1 protein-coding gene is annotated in these 23,286 nt (G+C 73.1%); it reads right to left on the bottom strand.

Annotated elements, in window-relative coordinates; all coding sequences use genetic code 11:
- Positions 1 to 21 precede the first annotated feature (21 nt).
- Positions 22 to 23,286 carry a type I polyketide synthase gene (locus tag ACFZCD_RS02230; protein ID WP_391826950.1) on the bottom strand — a complete coding sequence of 7,755 codons (23,265 nt, stop codon included), beginning with the start codon at positions 23,284 to 23,286 and terminating at the stop codon, positions 22 to 24.

Genomic DNA, 23,286 nt, shown 5'->3' with positions numbered 1-23,286 from the left:
GACCGGGACGCACCCTGACGGTCAGGAGATCCCGAATTCCTTGCCAAGCAGATCAAATACTTCGTCGTCCGTGGCCGATTCCAGATCGCTGGCCGTTCCAGGGCCTTCCGGCACCGGCGCCCTGCCGGATTCACCGGCAATCGCCAATACAGCCTGGAGCTTTGACAGGATCCGGTCGCGGGCTTCACCCTCTGACAACTTCGTGACCAATTCTTGTTCGACCTTGTCCAGGTCAGCAAGTAGGGATTCCACTAGGGACGGCTCGGCCGCCCCCGCCGTTTCCGTGAGTACGTGCCGGGCGAGGAGAGCGGGCGTCGGGTAGTCGAAGACCAGCGTCGCGGGCAGCCGCAGTCCGGTGGCTCTGTTCAGCCGGTTGCGCAGTTCGACGGCGGTCAGCGAGTCGAACCCCAGGTCCTGGAAGGCGTGTTCCGGCCGGACCGTGTGCGCCGAGGCGTGGCCCAGGACCGCGGCCACCTCGCCGCGCACCAGGTCCAGTACCGCCTTCTCCCGCTCGGCCTCCGGCATGCCTTCCAGACGGCGTGCCAGCGAATCCGCGGAAGGCGCTGCGGCAGCGGCCTGCGCGGCCCTCCGGGCCGGGGCCGGCACCAGGGCCCGCAGCACCGCCGGCGCTTCGCCGGTGCGCAGCGCACCGGTGTCGATCCGGACCGGGGCGAGCACCGCCTCGTCCGAAGCGAGCGCCGCGTCGAACAGCCGCAGCCCCTCCTCCACCGGCAGCGGCAGCACGCCGCTGCGCGCCATGCGCGCCCGGTCGGCCTCGGCGAGGCCGTCGGTCATCGCGCCCGCCTGCTCCCACACGCCCCACGCCAGCGACGTGGCGGGAATACCGTGGGCGCGGCGGTATTCCGCGAACGCGTCGAGGAAGGAATTCGCCGCCGCGTAACTCGCCTGACCGGCGCTGCCGACGATTCCGGCGACCGAGGAGAAGAGGACGAAGGCGGCCGGGTCCAGGTCCCGCGTGCACGCGTGAAGATTCAGCACGGCGTCCACCTTGGGCCGGAAGACCTCCCTCATCCTTTCCGGGGTGACCGAGGCGACGACGCCGTCGTCGAGCACGCCTGCGGTGTGCACGACCGCCGACAGCCGCTGACCGCCGAGCCCGTTCAGCATTCCGGAGACGGCGTCCCGGTCCGCCACGTCGCAGGCCGCCCAGGTGACCTCGGCGCCCCACGCGGCCAGCTCGGCCTCCAGCTCGGCCGCACCGGGGGCCTCCGCGCCCCGGCGGCTCGCCAGCAGGAGCCGGCGCACCTTGTGCTCGGACACCAGGTGCCGGGCGACGAGCCCGCCCAGCGCACCGGAGGCACCGGTCACGAGGACCGTGCCGTCGGCGAGATCGGGTACGCCGGCACCGGCCGCCGTGGCCGTGGCCGCGTCCTGGACGAGACGGGGTACGAGCACCTCGTGGCCGCGCACCGCGAACTGCGGCTCGCCGGAAGCGACCAAGGCGGGCAGTACACGGACCACCTCCTCGGTGTCTTCCGCCTCCACCAGCACGATCCGGTCCGGGTTCTCCGACTGCGCGGACCGCACCAGGCCCCGCACCGCAGCGTGAGCCGGGTCGCCGGGCCGGGTCACCAGCGCCAGCCGCGCCGGACGCTCCTCCGCCAGCCACCACTGCACCAGCGCCAACGCCTCACTCGCGAGGCCGTGCACCTGCTCGGCACTCACAAGGCCGTGCACCTGCTCGCCGGTGTCCGCACCGGACCCGGTCGGGCAGGGCACGACCGCGACGTCGGGAAGGTCCGGTTCGGCGGACAGAGCGGCCAAGTCCGCGTACCTCCGCACATCGAGCCCGGCATCAGCCTCGCTGAGGGCCACCGGCTGCCATGCGAGGCCGAACAGCGAGTTGCCGGCGCCGGACCCGCCGGCCTTGAGCAGCTGCTCCCGCGACACCGGCCGCAGCGACAGCGAACCGACCGTGGCCACCGGACCGCCCGCGGCATCGGCCACGGTCAGCGACACCGCGTCGGTGCCCGTCCGCGAGACCTTCACCCGCAGCGCCGTCGCCCCGGCGGCCCGGACGTTCACCCCGGACCAGGCGAAGGGCAGCAGCGGCCCGTCACCGACGGGCACGAGACCGCCCGCACCGATCGCATGGAGCGCCGCGTCCAGCAGCGCCGGATGCAGGGCGAACGCGCCCGCCTCCGTGCCCTCGGGCAGGGTGACCTCGGCGAAGACGTCGTCCCCGCTGCGCCACACCGACCGCAGGCCCCGGAAGACCGGCCCGTAGCCCAGGCCGAGTCCGGCCAGGTCGTCGTAGAACGCCGTCAGGTCGACGGCCTCCGCGCCCACCGGCGGCCACGCGCCGACGTCCGTACCGTGCGGCGGCTCGGGCAGCTCGTCCGTCAGGAAGCCGACGGCGTGCCGTACCCACGGCTCGCCGGCCGCGGCGCCCTCCGGACGGGAGTGCACGCTCAGCGCGCGCCTGCCCGGCTCCTCCTCGGCACCGACCCACACCTGCACGGCCACACCGCCGCGCTCGGGGACGATCAGCGGCGCTTCCAGCGTCAGGTCCTCGATCTGCGCGCACCCGGCCTCGTCACCCGCACGCACCGCCAGCTCCACGAGCGCGGTACCCGGCAGCAGGACGCTGCCCATGACCGTGTGGTCGGCGAGCCAGGGGTGGGTCCGGAGCGACAGCCGCCCGGTGACCAGGAACCCGCCGGCGCCCGGCAGCGCGACGGCCGCCCCCGCCAAGGGGTGCTCCGCCGCCCCCAGCCCGAGCCCGGTGGCAGCAGCACCGCCGGTGAACTCCTCGGGCGCGTCCAGCCAGTACCGCTCGTACTGGAAGGCGTAGGTGGGCAGGTCGACGGGACGGGCGCCGGGGAAGACGGCGTGCCAGTCCGGGGAGACGCCGTGGGTGTGGAGCTGCCCGATCGCGGTGGCGATGGCGTACGGCTCGGGGCGGTCGGCGCGGAGGGCGGGAATGGTGATCGCGTCATCCAGGCAGGCCTGGACGAGGGCGCTGAGGACGCCGCCGGGGCCGACCTCCACGAAGGTGGTGACACCCAGGTCGTGGAGGGTCTGGACGCCGTCGGCGAAGCGGACGGCCTCGCGGACGTGGCGGACCCAGTAGTCGGGGGTGTACGGCTCGGCCAGGCTGCCGGTGAGGTTGGAGACGACGGGGATCGTGGGCTCGTTGAAGGACAGACCGCGGACGACCTCGGCGAACTCCTCCAGCATGGGGTCCATGAGGGGCGAGTGGAAGGCGTGGCTGACCTTCAGGCGGGACGTCTTACGGCCCTGCTGCTTGAAGACCTCAGCAATCGCCGTGACCTCGTCCTCGGACCCGGAAACCACCACGGACTGCGGACCATTGATCGCCGCAATGCCCACCTGATCGGTCAGATGCGGAAGCACCTCATCCTCGGTCGCCTGCACAGCCACCATCGCCCCACTCGCAGGCAGCGCCTGCATCAGCGCAGCACGCGCCGACACCAACTTCGCCGCATCATCGAGCGAGAGCACACCCGCCACATGCGCCGCCGCAATCTCGCCTACCGAGTGACCGGCCACGTAGTCGGGACGGATCCCCCACGATGCGAGGAGCCGGAACAGCGCCACTTCGACGGCGAAGAGCGCGGGCTGCGTCTCACCCGTCTGGTGAAGCGTTTCCGCATCCACATCCACCGGCGCATCCAGCCGCCCACACACCTCATCGAACGCAGCAGCAAACACGGGGTACGCCTCGTACAGCTCGCGTCCCATCCCGATCCGCTGCGACCCCTGGCCCGAGAACAAGAACCCGACCTTGCCCGCGGCGCCGGGCTCGCCCGCGACGACCCGGGCGGACGAGGAACCCGCGGCCAGCGCGCGCAGACCGTCCAGGAGTTCGTCCCGGGTCTCCCCCACCACGGCGGCTCGGTGCTCCATCGCCGAGCGTGTGGTGGCGAGGGAGAAGCCGACGTCGGCCGGCAGGAGTTCGGTGTCGGTGAGGGACAGCAGGCGTTCCGCCTGTGCCCGCAGCGCCGCCTCGGTCCTGCCCGACAGCACCCACGGGACGACCGGACCCGAGCCCGGGCCCGTGGCCGGAGCCGGAGGCAGTTCCGCCATGACGGGCGCCTGCTCGATGATCACGTGCGCGTTGGTGCCGCTAATGCCGAAGGACGACACCGCTGCCCGGCGCGGCAGGTCACCCGCAGGCCACTCCACCGGCTCGGTCAGCAGCCGCACCGCGCCCGCCGACCAGTCCACATGCGGCGTCGGCTCATCGACGTGCAGTGTCTGCGGCAGCACGCCGTGGCGCATCGCCATCACCATCTTGATCACACCCGCCACACCCGCCGCTGCCTGCGCGTGACCGATGTTGGACTTCAGCGAACCCAGCCACAGCGGCCGGCCCTCCGGCCGCTCCTGACCGTACGTGGCGAGCAGCGCCTGCGCCTCGATCGGGTCACCGAGCTTGGTGCCCGTGCCGTGCGCCTCCACCACGTCGACCTGGTCCGGCGAGACGCCCGCGTTGGCGAGCGCCTGCCGGATCACGCGCTGCTGCGAAGGACCGTTCGGCGCCGTCAGGCCATTGGAGGCGCCGTCCTGGTTCACCGCGGTGCCGCGGACGACCGCCAGCACCCGGTGGCCGTTGCGCCGGGCGTCCGAGAGCCGCTCCACGAGCAGCATGCCCGCGCCCTCGGCCCAGCCCGTGCCGTCGGCACCGGCCGCGAACGCCTTGCAGCGCCCGTCCGCCGACAGGCCGCGCTGGCGGCTGAACTCCACGAACGTCGAAGGGGTCGCCATGACGGTGACACCGCCGACCAGGGCCATCGAGCACTCGCCGCTGCGCAGCGCCTGCGTCGCCAGGTGCAGGGCCACCAGGGACGACGAGCACGCCGTGTCCACCGTGACCGCCGGGCCCTCGAGACCGAAGGTGTACGAGACCCGGCCCGAGGCGATGCTGCCCGCGCTCCCGCTGCCGAGATAGGCCTCCATGCCCTCCGGCGCCGTCTTCACCCGGCCGCCGTAGTCGTGGTACATCACGCCGGCGAAGACACCGGTCCGGCTGCCACGCACCGACGCCGGATCGATCCCCGCCCGCTCGAACGCCTCCCACGACGTCTCCAGCAGCAACCGCTGCTGCGGATCCATCGCCAGCGCCTCGCGCGGCGAGATCCCGAAGAAGGCGGGGTCGAACTCGGCCGCCCGGTGGAGGAAACCGCCGTGGCGCACGGAGGACTTGCCGGCGCGGTCGGGGTCGGGGTCGTAGAGGTTCTCGACGTCCCAGCCGCGGTCCTCGGGGAAGCCGGAGATCGCGTCGGCACCGGAGGCGACCAGTCGCCACAGGTCCTCGGGCGTCCGCACGTCACCGGGGTAGCGGCAGGCCATGCCCACGATCGCGATCGGCTCGTCCGTCCCGGTGACCGCGGCGACCGCGGCCTCGGACTGCTCCTGGACGCCCAGCGTCTCGGCCAGCACGAAGCGGGAGAGCGCGACGGGCGTCGGGTGGTCGAAGACCATGGTCGCGGGGAGCCGCAGCCCGGTCGCCGCGTTCAGTCTGTTGCGGAGTTCCACCGAGGTGAGCGAGTCGAAGCCGGCGTCCTGGAAGGCGTGTTCCGGCTGTACGGCCCCGACCGACGCGTGCCCGAGCACGGCGGCGACCTCGGCACGTACCAGGTCCAGCACCACCTGCTCGCGCTCCGCCTCCGGCAGCCCGGCCAGCCGCTGCCCCAGCGACCCCTTCGGTGCGGTCTGCGCCGCACGCCGCGCCGTGGCCCGTACGGGGCCGCGCAGGCCGCGGAGCACCGAGGGCACCGTGCCCTGCAGTCCGCCGAGGTCCAGCCGGAGCGGGGCGACGGCGGCCCGGTCCAGGGCCAGTGCCGCGTCGAACAGCCTCAGGCCCTCGTCGACGGCGATCGGGGCCAGGCCCACCCGCTTGAGCCGGGTGAGATCCGCCTGGTCGAGCCTGTCGGCCATGCCGCTGCCCTGACCCCACAGGCCCCACGCCAGCGAGGTGGCGGGGAGACCGTGGGCGCGGCGGTGTTCCGCGAAGGCGTCGAGGAAGGTGTTGGCAGCGGCGTAGTTGGCCTGCCCGGCGCTGCCCAGGATGCCGGACACCGACGAGAAGACCACGAACGCCGACAGACCACTCGTCAGCTCATGGAGATTGAGCACGGCGTCGACCTTGGGCCGCAGCACCGTTGCCATCCGCTCAGGGGTGAGCGCGGCGATCACGCCGTCATCGAGGACACCGGCGGTGTGCACCACAGCCGTGACCGAAGTCCCTGCCAGCACTCCGGCGAGGGCGTTCCGGTCGGCCGCGTCGCAGGCCGCCCACTGCACCTCGGCGCCCCACGCCGCCAGCTCGGCCTCCAGCTCGACCGCGCCGGGAGCGTCCGCGCCGCGTCGGCTGAGCAGCAGCAGGCTGCGGACGCCGTGCTCGGCGACCAGGTGCCGGGCGACCAGGCCGCCCAGAGCGCCGGAAGCACCGGTCAGCAGGACGGGGCCGGCGCCGAAGTCCGGCGTGTTCGCGACGGCTGCGGACGCCTTCGCCAGGCGCGGTACGAACACGTCCCCGCCGCGCACCGCGAACTGCGGCTCCCCGGCAGCGATCACGCCCGGCAGCACGCGGATCGCCGCCTCGGCGTCCCCGGCGTCCCCGGCCTCCACCAGCACGATCCGGTCCGGGTTCTCCGACTGCGCGGACCGCACCAGTCCCCACACCGCCGCATGGGCCAGGTCGCCCGGCTTCGCCACCAGCGCCAGCCGCGCCGGACGGTCCTCCGCCAGCCACCACTGCACCAGCTCCAGCACGGCATCGGTGACCTCACGGACCCGGGTGGCGGTGTCCGCGGCGGATCCGGCCGGGCACGGGACGACGAAGACGTCCGGTTCCCCTCCCGACCCCGACTCTCGCAGCGCGGCGAAGTCCGCAACGGATTCGATCGTCAGGGCGTCGGCAGCGGACGGCAGCGCGAACGGCGTCCAGTCCAGGCCGAACAGCGCGTCACCGCCCCCCGCACCGCGCAGCTGCTCGGCCGATACGGTGCGCAGCGACAGCGAGTCGACCGAGGCCACCGGATCGCCGGCGCCATCGGCCACGACCAGCCTCACCGAACCGGTGCCCGCCCGCGACAGCTTCACCCGGACCATGGCCGCACCGGCCGCCTGGACGGCGACACCGGACCATGCGAACGGCAGCTGAGGGCCGTCGTCCAGCGAGACCAGCCCACCGGCCGCCAGGGCGTGCAGGGCTGCGTCCAGCAGCGCCGGATGCAGGGCAAACGCGCCCGCCTCCGTACCTTCGGGCAGGGCGACCTCGGCGAAGACGTCGTCGTCCCCGCTGCGCCACACCGACCGCAGGCCCTGGAAGACGGGGCCGTATTCCAGGCCCGCAGCGGCCAGTCCGTCGTAGAACGACGTCAGGTCGACGGCCTCCGCACCCACCGGCGGCCATGCACCGATGCCGCCGCCGGGCGCCTCCGCTGAGGACAGCACGCCCGTCGCGTGCCGCACCCACGCGCCGTCTCCGACCCGTGAGTGGACGCTCAGCTGCCGCCGACCGGACTCGTCGTCCGGACCGACCGCCACCTGGAGGGTGACGCCGCCGCGCGCGGGCACCACCAGCGGGAGTTCCAGGGTGAGGTCCTCGATCCACCCGCAGCCGGTCTCGTCGCCCGCCCTGAGCGCCAGCTCGACGAACGCGGTGCCGGGCAGCAGAACGGTCCCGTTGACGGCGTGGTCGGAGAGCCATGGGTGGGTGTCAAGGGAAAGCAGCCCTGTGAGCAGGACTCCCCCGCGGTCGGCGGTCGCGATGGCGGCGCCGAGCAGCGGGTGGTCCGCGGCACCCAGGCCGGCGGCCCGGACGTCACCGGGAGCCGCGGGTACATCAAGCCAGTAGCGGTCGCGCTGGAAGGCGTAGGTGGGCAGGTCCACGCGGTGGGCGCCGGGGAAGACGGCGTGCCAGTCCGGGGAGACGCCGTGGGTGTGGAGCTGGCCGATCGCGGTGGCGACGGCGTACGGCTCGGGGCGGTCGGCACGCAGAGCAGGAATGGTGACCGCGTCATCCACACAGGCCTGTACGAGGGCGCTGAGGACGCCGCCGGGGCCGACCTCCACGAAGGTCGTGACACCCAGGTCGTGGAGGGTCTGCACACCGTCGGCGAAACGGACGGCCTCACGGACGTGACGGACCCAGTACTCGGGGGTGTACGGCTCGGCCAGGCTGCCGGTGAGGTTCGAGACCACCGGGATCTGCGGCTCATTGAAGGACAGGCCGCGGACGACCTCGGCGAAGTCCTCCAGCATCGGATCCATCAGCGGCGAGTGGAACGCGTGGCTGACCTTCAGACGCGAGGTCTTACGACCCTGCAGCCTGAAGACCCCAGCAATCGCGGTCACAGCATCTTCGACACCGGAAATCACCACGGACTGCGGGCCGTTGATCGCCGCGACGCCCACGTGCTCGGTCAGGTGCGGCAGGACTTCATCCTCGGTCGCCTGGACCGCAACCATCGCGCCACCCGCAGGCAGCGCCTGCATCAGCGCAGCACGCGCCGACACCAACTTCGCCGCATCCTCCAGCGACAACACACCCGCCACATGCGCAGCCGCAATCTCGCCGACAGAGTGCCCAGCCACGTAATCAGGCCGCACCCCCCACGACTCCAGCAACCGGAACAGCGCCACCTCGACCGCGAACAACGCAGGCTGCGTCGAACCCGTCTGGTTCAGCTCCTCCGACTCCACATCCACGGGCGCATCCAGCCGCGCACTCACCTCGTCATACGCCGCGGCAAAGACCGGGTACTGCGCATACAGCTCGCGCCCCATCCCCAGCCGCTGCGAACCCTGGCCCGAGAACAAGAAGCCGACCTTGCCCCCCGCGCCACCACCCACGGGCGCAGCGCCCGAGACGATCGCCTCCAGCCCTTGCCGGAATTCGGCGAGGTCTCCGCCCACGACCGCGGCACGGCGCTCCAGCACCGCCCGCGACGTGGCCAGCGAGAACGCGACGTCCACCGGGCTCGCCTCGGCGCCCTCGGAATCGACGAAGGCCAGCAGCCGGCGTGCCTGCTCCCGCAACGCCGCATCGCTCTTCGCCGACAGCACCCACGGCACAACAGCCGGGCCGGCCTCCGAGTTCGCAAGGTGCTCCACCGCTGCGGGCGCCTGCTCGACGATCACGTGTGCGTTCGTACCGCTCACGCCGAAGGACGACACCGCCGCCCGGCGCGGGAGCTCGCCCGCAGGCCACTCCACCGGCTCGGTCAGCAGCCGCACCGCGCCTGCCGACCAGTCCACGTGCGGCGTCGGCTCATCGACGTGCAGTGTCTGCGGCAGCACGCCGTGGCGCATCGCCATGACCATCTTGATGATGCCGCCGACACCGGCCGCAGCCTGGGCGTGACCGATGTTGGACTTCAGCGAACCCAGCCACAGGGGCCGGTCCTCCGGCCGCTCCTGCCCGTACGTGGCGATGAGCGCCTGCGCCTCGATCGGGTCGCCCAGCGTCGTGCCCGTGCCGTGCGCCTCCACCGCATCGATCTGGTCCGGCGAGACCCCCGCGTTGGCGAGCGCCTGCCGGATCACCCGCTGCTGGGCCGGGCCATTCGGGGCGGTCAGGCCGTTCGACGCGCCGTCCTGGTTCACCGCGGTGCCGCGGACGACCGCCAGCACCTGGTGCCCGTTGCGCCGGGCGTCTGACAGCCGCTCCACGAGCAGCATGCCCGCGCCCTCGGCCCAGCCCGTCCCGTCCGCGCCGGCCGCGAACGCCTTGCAACGCCCGTCCGCCGACAGACCACGCTGGCGGCTGAACTCCACGAACACCGCCGGGCTCGCCATGACCGTGACGCCGCCGACCAGGGCCATCGAGCACTCGCCGCTGCGCAGCGCCTGCGTCGCCAAGTGCAGGGCCACCAGGGACGATGAGCACGCCGTGTCCACCGTGACCGCCGGGCCCTCAAGACCGAAGGTGTACGAGACCCGGCCCGATGCGACGCTGCCGGCGCTGCCGTTGACGAGGTACCCCTCAAGCCCTGCCGGTGAGGTGTGCACGCGGCCGCCGTAGTCGTGGTACATCACGCCGGCGAAGACACCGGTCCGGCTGCCACGCACCGACGCCGGATCGATCCCCGCCCGCTCGAACGCCTCCCACGACGTCTCCAGCAGCAACCGCTGCTGCGGATCCATCGCCAGCGCCTCGCGCGGCGAGATCCCGAAGAACTCCGCGTCGAAGTCCGCCGCGTCGTGCAGGAAGCCGCCCTCGCGGGTGTAGCTGGTGCCCCACTGGTCGGGGTCGGGGGCGTAGAGGTTCTCGACGTCCCAGCCACGGTCCTCGGGGAAGCCCGACACCGCGTCCCGGCCGGAGAACACCAGCTGCCAGAGCTCTTCGGGCGACCGTACGCCACCGGGGTAGCGGCAGGCCATGCCCACGATCGCGATCGGCTCGTCCGCCGCGGCGGCCGGCGCGGGCACGGTCGCCGGCGCCGCCGTCGTCTCGCCGGTGGTGCCCGCGGCTTCGGCGGTGAGGAAGCGGGCGAGGGCGAGCGGGTTCGGGTAGTCGAAGATCAGTGTGGCGGGCAGGCGCATGCCGACGGCCGCGTTGAGCCGGTTGCGGAGTTCGACGGCGGTCAGCGAATCGAACCCGGTGTCCTTGAACGAGTCGTCCGCGCCGACCGACTGCGCGCCGGCGTGCCCGAGCACGGCGGCGACTTCGGTACGGACCAGGTCCAGCACCACCTGCTCGCGCTCGGCCTCCGGGAGCCCGGCCAGGCGCTGCCCCAGGGAGGACGAGGCCGCCTTCGCCGCCGCTGCCGCGCGCCGCACCGGCGCGAGCCGGACCAGTCCGCGCAGGACCGGCGGAACGGGCTGCTGTCCCTGCCCGTCCCGGAAGGCGGAGGTGTCCAGCCGGATCGGGACGACTGCCGCCTGCCCGGTGGCCAGAGCGGCGTCGAACATCCGCAGGCCGTCCACCGGCGGGATCGGGGCGAGACCCATGCGCTTGATGCGCGCGAGGTCGGTGTGATCGAGGCTGCCGGTCATCGCGCTGTCGCTGTCCTGCGCCCAGAGGCCCCACGCCAACGAGGTGGCGGGCAGGCCCTGGGCGCGGCGGTGTTCGGCGAGGGCGTCGAGGAAGGTGTTGGCGGCGGCGTAGTTGCCCTGCCCCGGCGTGCCGAGGGTGCCCGCGACCGAGGAGAAGAGCACGAACGCGGAGAGATCGCCGGCCAGTTCGTGCAGATGCAGCGCCGCGTCGACCTTGGGGCGGAACACAGCGTCCAGCCGCTCGGGAGTCAGCGAACCGACGACTCCGTCGTCGAGAACGCCGGCGGTGTGGACGATCGCGGACAGCTGCTGCCCGGCCAGGAGGTCACGAACGGCTTCGCGGTCGGCCACGTCGCAGGCGGCCCAGGTGACGTCGGCGCCCTGCGCGGACAGGTCGGCGGTGAGGCCGGCCGCCCCGGGGGCGTCCGCGCCGCGCCGGCTGACCAGCAGCAGGCTGCGAACATCGTGCTCGGCGACCAGGTGCCGGGCGAACAGCCCGCCCAGTCCGCCGGACGCGCCGGTCAGCAGGACGGTCCCGGAACCGAGCTCGGGGAGCTCCGCGTCCGCACCCGCGTCGGGAGCGGCGATGCGGGCCAGCCTCGGTACCCGGACCTCGCCCGCGCGCACTGCAACCTGAGGCTCACCGGAGGCGATCACGCCGGGCAGCAGCCCGACGAGACCCGCATCGACATCGGCATGAACACCGGCACCGGCATCGGCGTCGGCACCCGGATCGGCATCCGCATCGGTCTCGATCAGCACGATGCGGTCCGGGTTCTCGCTCTGCGCCGAGCGCACCAGCCCGCGGACCGCCGACTGGGCCAGCTCGCCCGTACGCATCACCAGCACCAGGCGTGACGGCCGTTCCTCGGCCAGCCACCACTGCACCAGCTCCAGCACGGCGTTGGTGACCTCACGGACCCGGGTGGCGAGATCCGCGCCGGTCCCTGTCGGGCACGGCACGACCACGGCGTCGGCGCCGGCCGGCGAGTCGGCGGCCTGCAGAGCGGCGAGGCCTTCGTACGTCTCGATCCTCATGCCGTCCGGCGCGGCCGGCAGGCTGACCGGTGTCCATTCCAGCCCGAAGACGGAGTCGTCGCCACCGGCACCGCCGCGCAACTGGTCGGCGGGGACCGGGCGCAGCGTCAAGGAACCGACCTGCGCGACCGGCTCGCCGGTGCCGTCGGCCAGCACCAAGGACACCGTGGAGGCGCCCGCACGCGAAACCTTCACGCGCAGCGCGGAAGCTCCGGCGGCCGCCAGGCGCACGCCGCTCCAGGCGAACGGCAGCAGTCCGTTCCCCGTCCCGGCCTCGGGCTCGACCGCACCCAGCCACACGGTGTGCAGGGCGGCGTCGAACAGCGCGGGGTGCAGACCGTACGCGCCCGCGTCCGTCCGCTGCTCCCCGCCGGGCAGTTCCACCTCGGCGAAGAAGTCGTCCCCGCTCCGCCACGCGGCGCGCAGCCCCTGGAAGACGGGACCGTAGTCGAGGGCCATGCCCGCGAGCCGGTCGTAGAACCCGTCGACGTCGACCGGCTCCGCACCCACGGGCGGCCATGCGGTGAGCGAACCGTCCACCGGGCCGGGGGCGCCGCCGGTCAGCGAGCCGGAGGCGTGCCGGACCCACGTCCGCTCGGACGCGGAGTCGTACGCGGACGCATCTCCGTCGTCGGCCCGCGAGTGCACGGTCAGCGTCCTGCGGCCCGACCCGTCGTCGGCTCCGACGCGCACCTGCAGCGCGACGCCTCCGTGCTCGGGCACGAGCAGCGGTGTTTCCAGCGTGAGTTCTTCCAGCAGGTCGCAGCCCACGGCGTCGGCCGCGGTGATCGCCAGCTCGACGAACGCGGTTCCCGGCAGGAGGGCGATCCCGTTCACGGCGTGATCGACCAGCCACGGGTGCGTGTGCGACGACAGCCGTCCGGTGAGCAGGTGCCCGTCACCGTCCGCCAGCGGCACGGCGGCACCGAGCAGCGGATGCCCGGCCTCGCCCTGGCCCACCGCACGCATGTCGCCGACGGAGGCGGGGGCATCGAGCCAGTAGCGCTCGCGCTGGAAGGCGTAGGTGGGGAGGCCGACGCGGCGGGCGCCGGGGAAGAAGGCGTGCCAGTCCACCGCGACGCCGTTGACATGCAGCTGGGCGTACGCGGTCGTGGCGGCCTGCGGCTCGGGGCGGTCGGTACGCAGGACCGGGACCGTGATCGCGTCGTCCACGCAGGCCTGGACGAGGGCGCTGAGGACGCCGCCCGGGCCGATCTCCACGAAGGTCGTGACACCCAGGTCGTGCAGGGTTCGGACGCCGTCGGCGAAACGGACGGCCTCACGGACATGCTGGACCCAGTACTCGGGGGTGTACGGCTCGGCAAGGCGGCCGGTGAGGTTGGAGACGACCGGCATCGTGGGCTCGTTGAAGCTCAGGCCGCTAACGACCTCGGCGAACTCCTCCAGCATGGGATCCATGAGCGGCGAGTGGAACGCGTGGCTGACCTTCAGGCGGGACGTCTTACGACCCTGCTGCTTGAAGATCTCGGCAATCGCAGTCACGGCATCTTCGGCACCGGAAACCACCACAGACTGCGGGCCGTTGATGGCCGCAATGCCCACCTGATCGGTCAGGTGCGGCAAGACTTCGTCCTCGGTGGCCTGCACGGCCACCATCGCGCCGCCCGCAGGCAGCGCCTGCATCAGCCGGGCACGGGCCGACACCAGCTTCGCGGCATCGTCGAGGGACAGCACCCCGGCCACATGCGCTGCCGCGATCTCGCCTACCGAGTGACCGGCCACGTAATCCGGCCGGATCCCCCACGACTCCAGCAGCCTGAACAGCGCCACCTCGACCGCGAACAGCGCAGGCTGCGTCTCGCCCGTCTGGTGCAGCGTTTCCGCATCCACATCCACCGGCGCATCCAGCCGCGCGCACACCTCATCAAACGCAGCAGCAAACACCGGGTAGGCCGCATACAGCTCACGCCCCATCCCGATCCGCTGTGACCCCTGGCCCGAGAACAAGAACCCGACCTTGTCGGCCGAGTGGGCGCGCCCCGCCACCACGTTCGCTGCTGTCTCGCCGGCAGCGAGGGCGGCCAGTCCCGCCCGCAGTTCGCGTGCGTCGGTGCCGATCACGGCGGCACGGTGGTCCAGAGCTGATCGCGTGGTGGCCGTCGAGAAGCCGGTGTCGGTCAGCGGCGCGTCATCGTTCGCGAAGGCCAGCAGGCGTTCCGCCTGGGCCCGCAGCGCCGCCTCGGTCCGGCCGGACAGCACCCAGGGCACGGGCACCGGACCGTGTTCGGCGGCCGGTTCGACCGCTGCCGCGGCGGGTGCCTCCTCGATGATCGTGTGCGCGTTGGTGCCGCCGATCCCGAAGGAGGACACCGCTGCCCGGCGGAGCCCGCCGTTTCCGGGCCATTCCACGGCCTCGGTCAGCAGTCGCACCGCGCCCGCCGACCAGTCGACGTGCGCGGTCGGCTCGTCGACGTGCAGCGTCTGCGGCAGCACACCGTGCCGCATCGCCATCACCATCTTGATCACACCCGCCACACCCGCCGCTGCCTGCGTGTGACCGATGTTCGACTTCACCGACCCCAGCCACACCGGCCGGTCGTCGGAGTGCTCCTGGCCGTACGTCGCGAGGAGTGCCTGTGCCTCGATCGGGTCGCCCAGCTTCGTGCCGGTGCCGTGTGCCTCGACCGCGTCGACGTCGGCCGGTGTGAGCCCGGCGGAGGCCAGGGCCTGGCGGATCACGCGCTGCTGCGAAGGTCCGTTCGGAGCGGTCAGACCGTTGGACGCACCGTCCTGGTTGACGGCCGATCCCCGTACCACCGCCAGCACCTCGTGGCCATGGCGTACGGCGTCGCTGAGCCGCTCCACGAGCAGCAGGCCGACGCCTTCGCCCCAGCCGGTGCCGTCCGCGCCGGCCGCGAACGCCTTGCAGCGCCCGTCGGCCGACAGGCCGCGCTGGCGGCTGAACTCCACGAACAGGTCCGGCGTGGTCATCACGGTGACGCCGCCGACCAGAGCCATCGTGCACTCGCCGCTGCGCAGCGCCTGCGCGGCGAGGTGCAGGGCCACGAGCGACGACGAGCAGGCCGTGTCGACCGTGACCGCGGGGCCTTCGAGGCCGAACGTGTAGGAGATGCGGCCGGAGACGACCGAGGCCGCCTTTCCGGTGAGCGCGTAGCCCTCGATCTCCTCGGGGGCGTTGCGCAGCCCGTTGGCGTAGTCCTGGCCGTTGGTGCCGATGAAGACGCCGGTCCGGCTGGCGCGGACGGAGGCGGGGGCGATGCCGGCGCGTTCGAAGGCTTCCCACGCGGTCTCCAGCAGCAGCCGCTGCTGGGGGTCCATCGCCAGCGCCTCGCGCGGCGAGATGCCGAAGAGGCCGGCGTCGAAGCGGTCGGCGCCCTGGAGGAAGCCGCCCTCACGCGCGTACGTCCTGCCGGACCGGTCGGGGTCGGGGTCGTAGAGGGAGTCGATGTCCCAACCGCGGTCGGTGGGGAACCCGGCGACCGCGTCCCGGCCGGACCGCAGGAGCTCCCACAGGTCCTCCGGCGACTGGACGCCGCCGGGGAAGCGGCAGCTCATGCTCACGATCGCGATCGGTTCGTCGGTCGCGGCGGCCGTGACCTGCGCGGCTTCCGCCTCCAGCCCGTGCCGGCCGAGGAGTTCTTCGCGCAGGTGGCGGGCGAGGGCAGTGGGGGTGGGGTGGTCGAAGACCAGGGTGGCGGGCAGTTTGAGGCCGGTGGTCGTGGTGAGCCGGTGACGCAGTTCGACGGCGGTGAGCGAGTCGAAGCCGGTCTCGCGGAACGTGCGGTCGGCGTCGAAGGCGCCCTTCCCCGTGTGGCCGAGGACGGTGGCGGCCTGTTCACGGACCAGATCCAGCAGGATGCGGTCCTGCTCCCCCGGCGCGGCGCCCAGGAGGCGCTGGACCAGCGCGGATGCGGGCACTTCGGTGCTCCGCGCGGCCCGGGCGAACGCCGCGAGGGCGGTACGGGCCTCGGGCACTCCCTGCAGCAACGGGCAGGGGCGGGTTCCGGCGAAGGCCGGCACGAAGCGGTCCCAGTCCACGTCCGCGACGGTCACGAAGGTCTCGCCGTGGGTGAGCGCACCGTGCAGCACGGAGATCGCGGGAAGGGCGGGGATCGCCCGGACGCCGCGCCGCCGCAGGTGGTCGCCGGCGGCGCCGTCGGCCATGCCGCCGTCCGCCCAGGAGCCCCAGGCGATGGACAGGGCGGGCAGGCCCTGCGCCCGGCGCCGCTCGGCGAGGGCGTCGAGGAAGGCGTTCGCGGCACCGTAGGCGCCCTGGCCCCCATTGCCCCAGACGCCGGTCATCGAGGAGAAGAGGACGAAGGCGTCGAGGTCCTGCCGGTCCCGGGTGAGTTCATGCAGGTGGAGCGCGGCGTCCACCTTGGGACGCAGGACGTGCTGCAGGCGCTCGGGCGTGAGCGAGGTGACCAGGCCGTCGTCAAGCACGCCCGCGGTGTGCACGACGGCGTTCACGGCGTGCTGGTCGAGCAGCTCCGCGAGCGCGGCCCGGTCGGCCGCGTCACAGGCGGCGACGGTGACCCGGGCCCCGAGTTCCTCCAGCTCCGCCTTGAGGCCGGCGGCACCAGGGGCGTCGATGCCACGGCGGCTGGTGAGCAGCAGGTGTTCGGCACCGGAGGTCGCCAGCCAGCGGGCCACGTGCCCGCCGAGCGCGCCCGTACCACCGGTCACGAGCACCGTGCCGCGCGGCGCCCAGGACGTGTCCGCCGGTGCCGCGCTCTGCGGTGCGCGCACCAGACGGCGGCCGGACACGCCGGAGTCGCGTACGGCGAGCTGGTCCTCGTCGGCCTGGGTCAGCAGCCCGGCCAGGCGCTCCACCGCCCGGGAGCCGGGCTCGGCGGGCAGGTCGACCAGCCCGCCCCACCGCTGCGGCTGTTCCAGGGCGACGACCCGGCCCAGGCCCCAGAGCTGTGCGGATACGGGGTCGGTGAGCGGATCGGAGGCGCCGGTCGACACCGCGCCGCTGGTCAGGCACCACAGCGGGGCCTCGATCCCGGCGTCACCGAGGGCCTGGACGAGTAGGACCAGCCGCTGGAGGGAATCCGTCCCGGCAGCGGTGAAGACGACGCCGTCGGCGTGCCCGGCGTCGGTCAGCGTCCGGGTCAGCGACTCGCGGTCGGCGGTCCCGTCGACGACGAACGGGACGAGTTCGACGCCGAGTTCCGTGAGCCCGGCATGGATCGCAGCCGTCCACGGGGTCTCATCAGGGACCGCGTAGAGCCAGGTCCCCGACGGCACGGCGCCGATGTCAGGCAGCGGCTGCCAGGAGATCCGGTAGCGCCAGCCGTCGGCGGTGGACTGCTCGCGGCGCTGCCGGCGCCAGGCGGACAGCCTGGGGGCGACCACGTCCAGTTCGGCGGGCGCCAGCCCCAGGAGCGCACCGAGAGATTCCCGGTCCTCGCTCTCGACGCTGTCCCAGAACTCCGTGTCCATCGCTTCGCCCGGCGCGCCGAGGGCTGCCGGCTGAGGCGCGTCGAGCCAGTAGCGGTCGCGCTGGAAGGCGTAGGTGGGCAGATCAACGCGGTGGGCGCCGGGGAAGACGGCGTGCCAGTCCGGGGAGACGCCGTAGGTGTGGAGCTGCCCGATCGCGGTGGCGACGGCGTACGGCTCGGGGCGGTCGGCGCGGAGGGCGGGGACGGTGACGGCGTCATCCAGGCAGGCCTGGACGAGGGCGCTGAGGATGCCGCCCGGGCCGATCTCCACGAAGGTCGTGACGTTCAGGTCGTGGAGGGTCTGGACGCCGTCGGCGAAACGGACGGCCTCGCGGACGTGGCGGACCCAGTACTCGGGGGTGTACGACTCTGCCAGGTGGCCGGTGAGGTTCGAGACCACCGGGATCCGCGGCTCGTTGAAGGTAAGGCCGCGGACGACCTCGGCGAACTCCTCCAGCATGGGATCCATGAGCGGCGAGTGGAAGGCATGGCTGACCTTCAAACGCGAGGTCTTACGACCCTGCTGCTTGAAGACCTCAGCAATCGCCGTGACCTCATCCTCGGCACCGGAAATCACCACGGACTGCGGGCCATTGATGGCCGCAATGCCCACCTGATCGGTCAGGTGCGGAAGCACCTCATCCTCGGTCGCCTGCACAGCCACCATAGCGCCGCCCGCAGGCAGCGCCTGCATCAGCCGGGCACGAGCAGACACCAGCTTCGCGGCATCATCGAGCGAGAGCACACCCGCCACATGCGCAGCCGCTATCTCCCCTACGGAGTGACCGGCCACGTAATCCGGCCGCACACCCCACGACTCCAGCAACCGGAACAGCGCCACCTCAACCGCGAACAACGCAGGCTGCGTCTCACCCGTCCGGTGAAGCGTTTCCGCATCCACATCGACCGGCGCATCCAGCCGCCCACACACCTCGTCATACGCCGCAGCAAACACGGGGTACGCCTCGTACAGCTCGCGTCCCATCCCGATCCGCTGCGACCCCTGCCCCGAGAACAAGAACCCGACCTTGCCCCCGGCGCCACCGCCCACCGGCGCAGCGCCCGAAGCAACCGTCTCCAGCCCCTGCCGGAGTTCGGCGAGGTCCGTGCCCACGACCGCGGCGCGGCGCTCCAGCACCGCCCGCGACGTGGCCAGCGAGAACGCGATGTCCACCCGACTCGCCTCGGCGCCCTCGGAATCGACGAAGGCCAGCAGCCGACGTGCCTGCTCCCGCAAGGCCGCCTCGTTCTTCGCCGACAGCACCCACGGCACCGGCCCCGCGGCCGCCGTCTCGCCGGCGGGCTTCTCGCTCGGCTCGGCCTGCTCCACGATGACGTGCGCGTTCGTACCGCTGATGCCGAACGAGGACACCGCCGCCCGGCGCGGCAGCTCGCCCGCGGGCCACTCCACCGCCTCGGTCAGCAGCCGCACGCCGCTCGCGGACCATTCCACGTGCGGCGTGGGCTCGTCCACGTGCAGCGTCTGCGGCAGCAGACCGTGCCGCATCGCCATCACCATCTTGATCACACCGGCCACACCCGCCGCGGCCTGCGTGTGACCGATGTTCGACTTGAGCGAGCCCAGCCACAGCGGCCGGTCGTCGTCCCGCCCCCGGCCGTAGGCGGCGATGAGGGCTTCCGCCTCGATCGGGTCGCCCAGCCTGGTGCCCGTGCCGTGCGCCTCCACTGCGTCCACATCAGCCGGGGAGAGGCCGGCGGAGGCCAGGGCCTGCCGGATCACCCGCTGCTGGGCCGGGCCGTTCGGGGCGGTCAGGCCGTTGGACGCGCCGTCCTGGTTGACGGCCGATCCCCGTACCACCGCCAGCACCTCGTGGCCGTGGCGCTGTGCGTCGGACAGCCGCTCCACCAGGAGCATGCCGACGCCCTCGGCCCAGCCGGTGCCGTCCGCGTCCGCCGCGAACGCCTTGCAGCGGCCGTCCGCCGACAGGCCTCGCTGGCGGCTGAACTCCACGAACATGCCGGGCGTGGACATCACGGTCACGCCGCCGGCGAGGGCCATCGTGCACTCGCCGCTCCGCAGCGACTGGATGGCCAGGTGCAGGGCGACCAGCGACGACGAGCACGCCGTGTCCACCGTGACGGCGGGCCCCTCCAGGCCGAACGAGTAGGCGACCCGGCCGGAGGCGACGCTGGTCGTCGTGCCGGTCAGCAGGTAGCCCTCGATGCCTTCGACCGGCTCGTGGAGCCGGGGGCCGTAGTCCTGTGCCGTCGCGCCGATGAACACGCCGGCCCGGGTTCCGCGCAGGGAGACGGGGTCGATCCCGGCGCGTTCGAAGGCCTCCCACGCGGTCTCCAGGACAAGCCGCTGCTGCGGGTCGATCGCGGCGGCCTCGCGGGGGCTGATGCCGAAGAATCCCGCGTCGAACTGCGCGGCGTCGTGGAGGAATCCGCCGTGCCGCGTCGAGGACTTTCCGGGCGTTCCGGGTTCCGGGTCGTAGAGCGATTCGACGTCCCAGCCGCGGTCCGCCGGGAATCCGGAGATGGCGTCGCCGCCGGAGGCGACGAGGCGCCACAGGTCTTCCGGCGAGCTCACCCCGCCCGGGAGGCGGCAGCTCATGGCTACGATCGCGATCGGCTCGTCGGGGTCGGCCGCCGGTGCGGGGGCGGCGCTGCCCGCCGCGGTCCCGCCCAGGGCTTCCGCGCTCAGGTGGCGGGCCAGCGCGGCAGGGGTCGGGTGATCGAACAGCAGGCCGCTGGGCAGGCGCAGCCCCGTGGCCTCGCCGAGCTGGTTGCGCAGTTCCACCGAGCTGAGGGAGTCGAAGCCGAGGTCCTTGAACGTCCACTCGGTCTCGACCTGGCGGGATTCGGAGTGTCCCAGGACGGCGGCGATGTGGGCGCGGACCAGGTCGAGTACCGCTTCGTCGCGTGCGGATTCGGGCAGTCCGGCCAGTCGCTCGGCCAGGGCGCCGACAGGCGTGCTCCCGCTGCCGGCGGTCGCGGTCTCCTCCGGCTGCGGGACGGCAGGAGCCGACGTGGTGGCGGCAGGGGTCGTGGTGTCGCCGCCGTCCAGCCAGTACCGCTGCCGCTCGAACGCGTAGGTGGGGAGCGCGACCTTACGGCGTACGCCTCCTCGTGCGTCGAACAGGGCGGTCCAGTCCGGCTCCAGGCCGTGGACGTGCAGGGACGCGACCGCTGTCAGCAGGGCTTGCGGCTCGGGTCGGCGGGCGCGCAGGGCGGGGACGAACAGGGCGTCGCCGTCGGCGCCGGTGCGGGCCATGGAGGTCAGCACACCGCCGGGGCCGAGCTCCAGGTACGTGCGGACGCCCTGCTCGTCGAGGCGGGCGACGCCGTCGGCGAACCGGACCGCGTCGCGGACGTGGCGGACCCAGTACTCGGCCGTGCGGCCCTCGTACCCTTCGGTCTCCGCGGACAGCCGGCCCGTCACGTTGGACACGATCGGGATGCGCGGGGCGTGGAACGTCAGCCCCTCCGCCACGCGGCGGAACTCCGCCAGCATGGGTTCCATGTGCGGGGAGTGGAAGGCGTGGCTGACGCGCAGCCGGCTGGTCTTGCGGCCCTGGGCGGCGAAGGCGGCGGCGATCTCGGTGACGAGGTCCTCGTCGCCGGAGACGACGACGGAGTCCGGGCCGTTCAGCGCGGCGATGCTCACGCGGTCCGTGCGGTCGCCGATGCGGGCGCGGACCTCGTCCTCGGCGGCCTGGACCGCGATCATGGCGCCGCCGGTGGGCAGCTCCTGCATCAGGCGACCGCGCGCGGCGACCAGGGTGCAGGCGTCGGCGAGGGAGAGGACGCCTGCCGCGTGCGCGGCGGCGAGTTCGCCGATGGAGTGGCCCATGAGCAGGTCGGGGGTGAGGCCCCAGCTCTCCAGCAGGCGGAACAGGGCGACCTCGACGGCGAACAGCGCCGTCTGCGTGTAGAGGGTCCGGTCGAGTTCGGCCGCCTCCTCGGAGCCCTCGGGGGCGAACATGACCTCGCGCAGCGGCCGGGGCAGTTCGGCGTCGAGGTGGGTGCACACCTCGTCCAGGGCGGCGGCGAAGGCCGGGAAAACCCCGGCCAGTTCGCGTCCCATGCCGGCTCGCTGGCTGCCCTGGCCCGAGAAGAGGAAGGCGAGTTTGCCGCGCGGTCCGGTGCGGCCCGTGGTCAGTGCGGCGTCGATGCCGCCGGTGGACAGTTCGCGCAGGGCGCGCAGGAAGTCGTCGCGGTCCTCGCCCACGACGACGGCCCGGTGTTCGAAGGCGGTGCGGCCGGTGGCCAGGGACCAGCCGACGTCGGGGAGGGCGAGGCCGGGATGCGCCTCGGTGTGCGCGAGCAGGGCGGCGGCCTGGGAGCGCAGCCCGGCGGCGGTCTTGGCGGACAGCGGCCACGGCGTCGGAGCCGTGACCGCACCCGCGCCCCCGGCCTCCTCCGTACGCGTACCTGTGCCCGTGCCCGTGCCCGTCTCCGTACCCGTGCCCGTACCGGCGCCCCTCCGTGTCCCCGCGCCCGTGCTCGTCTCCGCACCCGCGAGGTGTTCCGCCAGTACGACGTGGCAGTTGGTGCCGCCCATGCCGAACGAGCTCACTCCCGCGAGAAGCGGGCGGTCGTCGCGGCCGTCCCAGGCGGTGTGCTCGGTCTGCACCCGGAGGTTCAGCCGGGTCAGCGGGATCGCCGGGTTCGGGGTCTCGTAGTTGAGGCTGGCGGGCAGTTCGCGCCGGCTCAGCGACAGGGCTGCCTTGAGCAGGCCGGTGATGCCGGCGGCGCCTTCCAGGTGGCCGACGTTGGTCTTGGCCGAGCCGACCCGCAGGGGCCGCCCGGGGTCGCGTCCGGCGCCCAGCACCGCGCCGAGCGCGGCCGCCTCGATCGGGTCGCCGACCTTGGTGCCGGTGCCGTGCAGTTCCACGTAGCCGACGTCGGCGGGGTCCACGCCGGCCCGCTCGTAGGCGAGCCGGAGCACCTGTTCCTGCCCGGACTGCAGGGGAACGGTCAGCCCGTCGCCGCCGCCGTCGTTGTTGACCGCGCTGCCGCGGATCACGCAGTAGACCGGGTCCCCGTCCGCGACGGCCTGGGCCAGCGGCTTGAGGACGACGATGCCGCCGCCCTCGCCGCGGACGTAGCCGTTCGCGCGGGCGTCGAAGGTGAAGCAGCGGCCGTCCGGGGACAGGCCGCCGAACTTCGCGGCGCCCAGGGTGCTCTCGGGGACGATGTTGAGGTTCACGCCGCCCGCGAGGGCGATCGTCGATTCGCCCTTGCGGAGGCTCTCGCACGCCAGGTGGACCGAGACCAGGGAGGAGGACTGGCCGGAGTCCACGGTCAGGCTGGGGCCGTTCAGGCCGAGGAAGTACGAGACCCGGTTGGCGATGATGCTGCGGTGCAGGCCGGTGACGGTGTGCGGGGAGATGGCCGTCAGCCCGGAGCGGTAGTGCAGGGTCGCGTAGTCGTCCCAGATGGCGCCGACGAACACTCCCGTGCGGGTGGAGCGCAGCGTCTCGGCGCGCACGTGCGCGTCCTCCAGCGCTTCCCAGGCCAGCTCCAGCACGAGCCGCTGCTGCGGGTCCATGGCCGCGGCTTCCTTCGGGGAGAGCCCGAAGAACCCGGCGTCGAAGTGGCCGATGCGGTCGAGGAACCCGCCCCGGCGGATGTCGGTCCTGCCCGGCGCCGAGCGATCGGCGTCGGCCACGGCGGCCCCGTCCCACCGGTCCGGGGGGACGTCAGTGATCGCGTCCGCGCCCTCGCTGAGCAGCCGCCAGAAGGCGGCCGGATCGGCGGCCCCCGGCAGCCGGCACGCCAGACCGATGACGGCGATGCCATCGGCCGAATCCGCCGAACCGGCCCGATTCCCCGTTCCGCTGAGCCCGGACTCGACCAT

The organism is Streptomyces sp. NPDC008001 (genome assembly GCF_042958085.1).
GTDB lineage: Bacteria > Actinomycetota > Actinomycetes > Streptomycetales > Streptomycetaceae > Streptomyces.
Note: the sequence above shows the minus strand (reverse complement) of the source record. Positions and strands in the feature narration are given on the sequence as shown.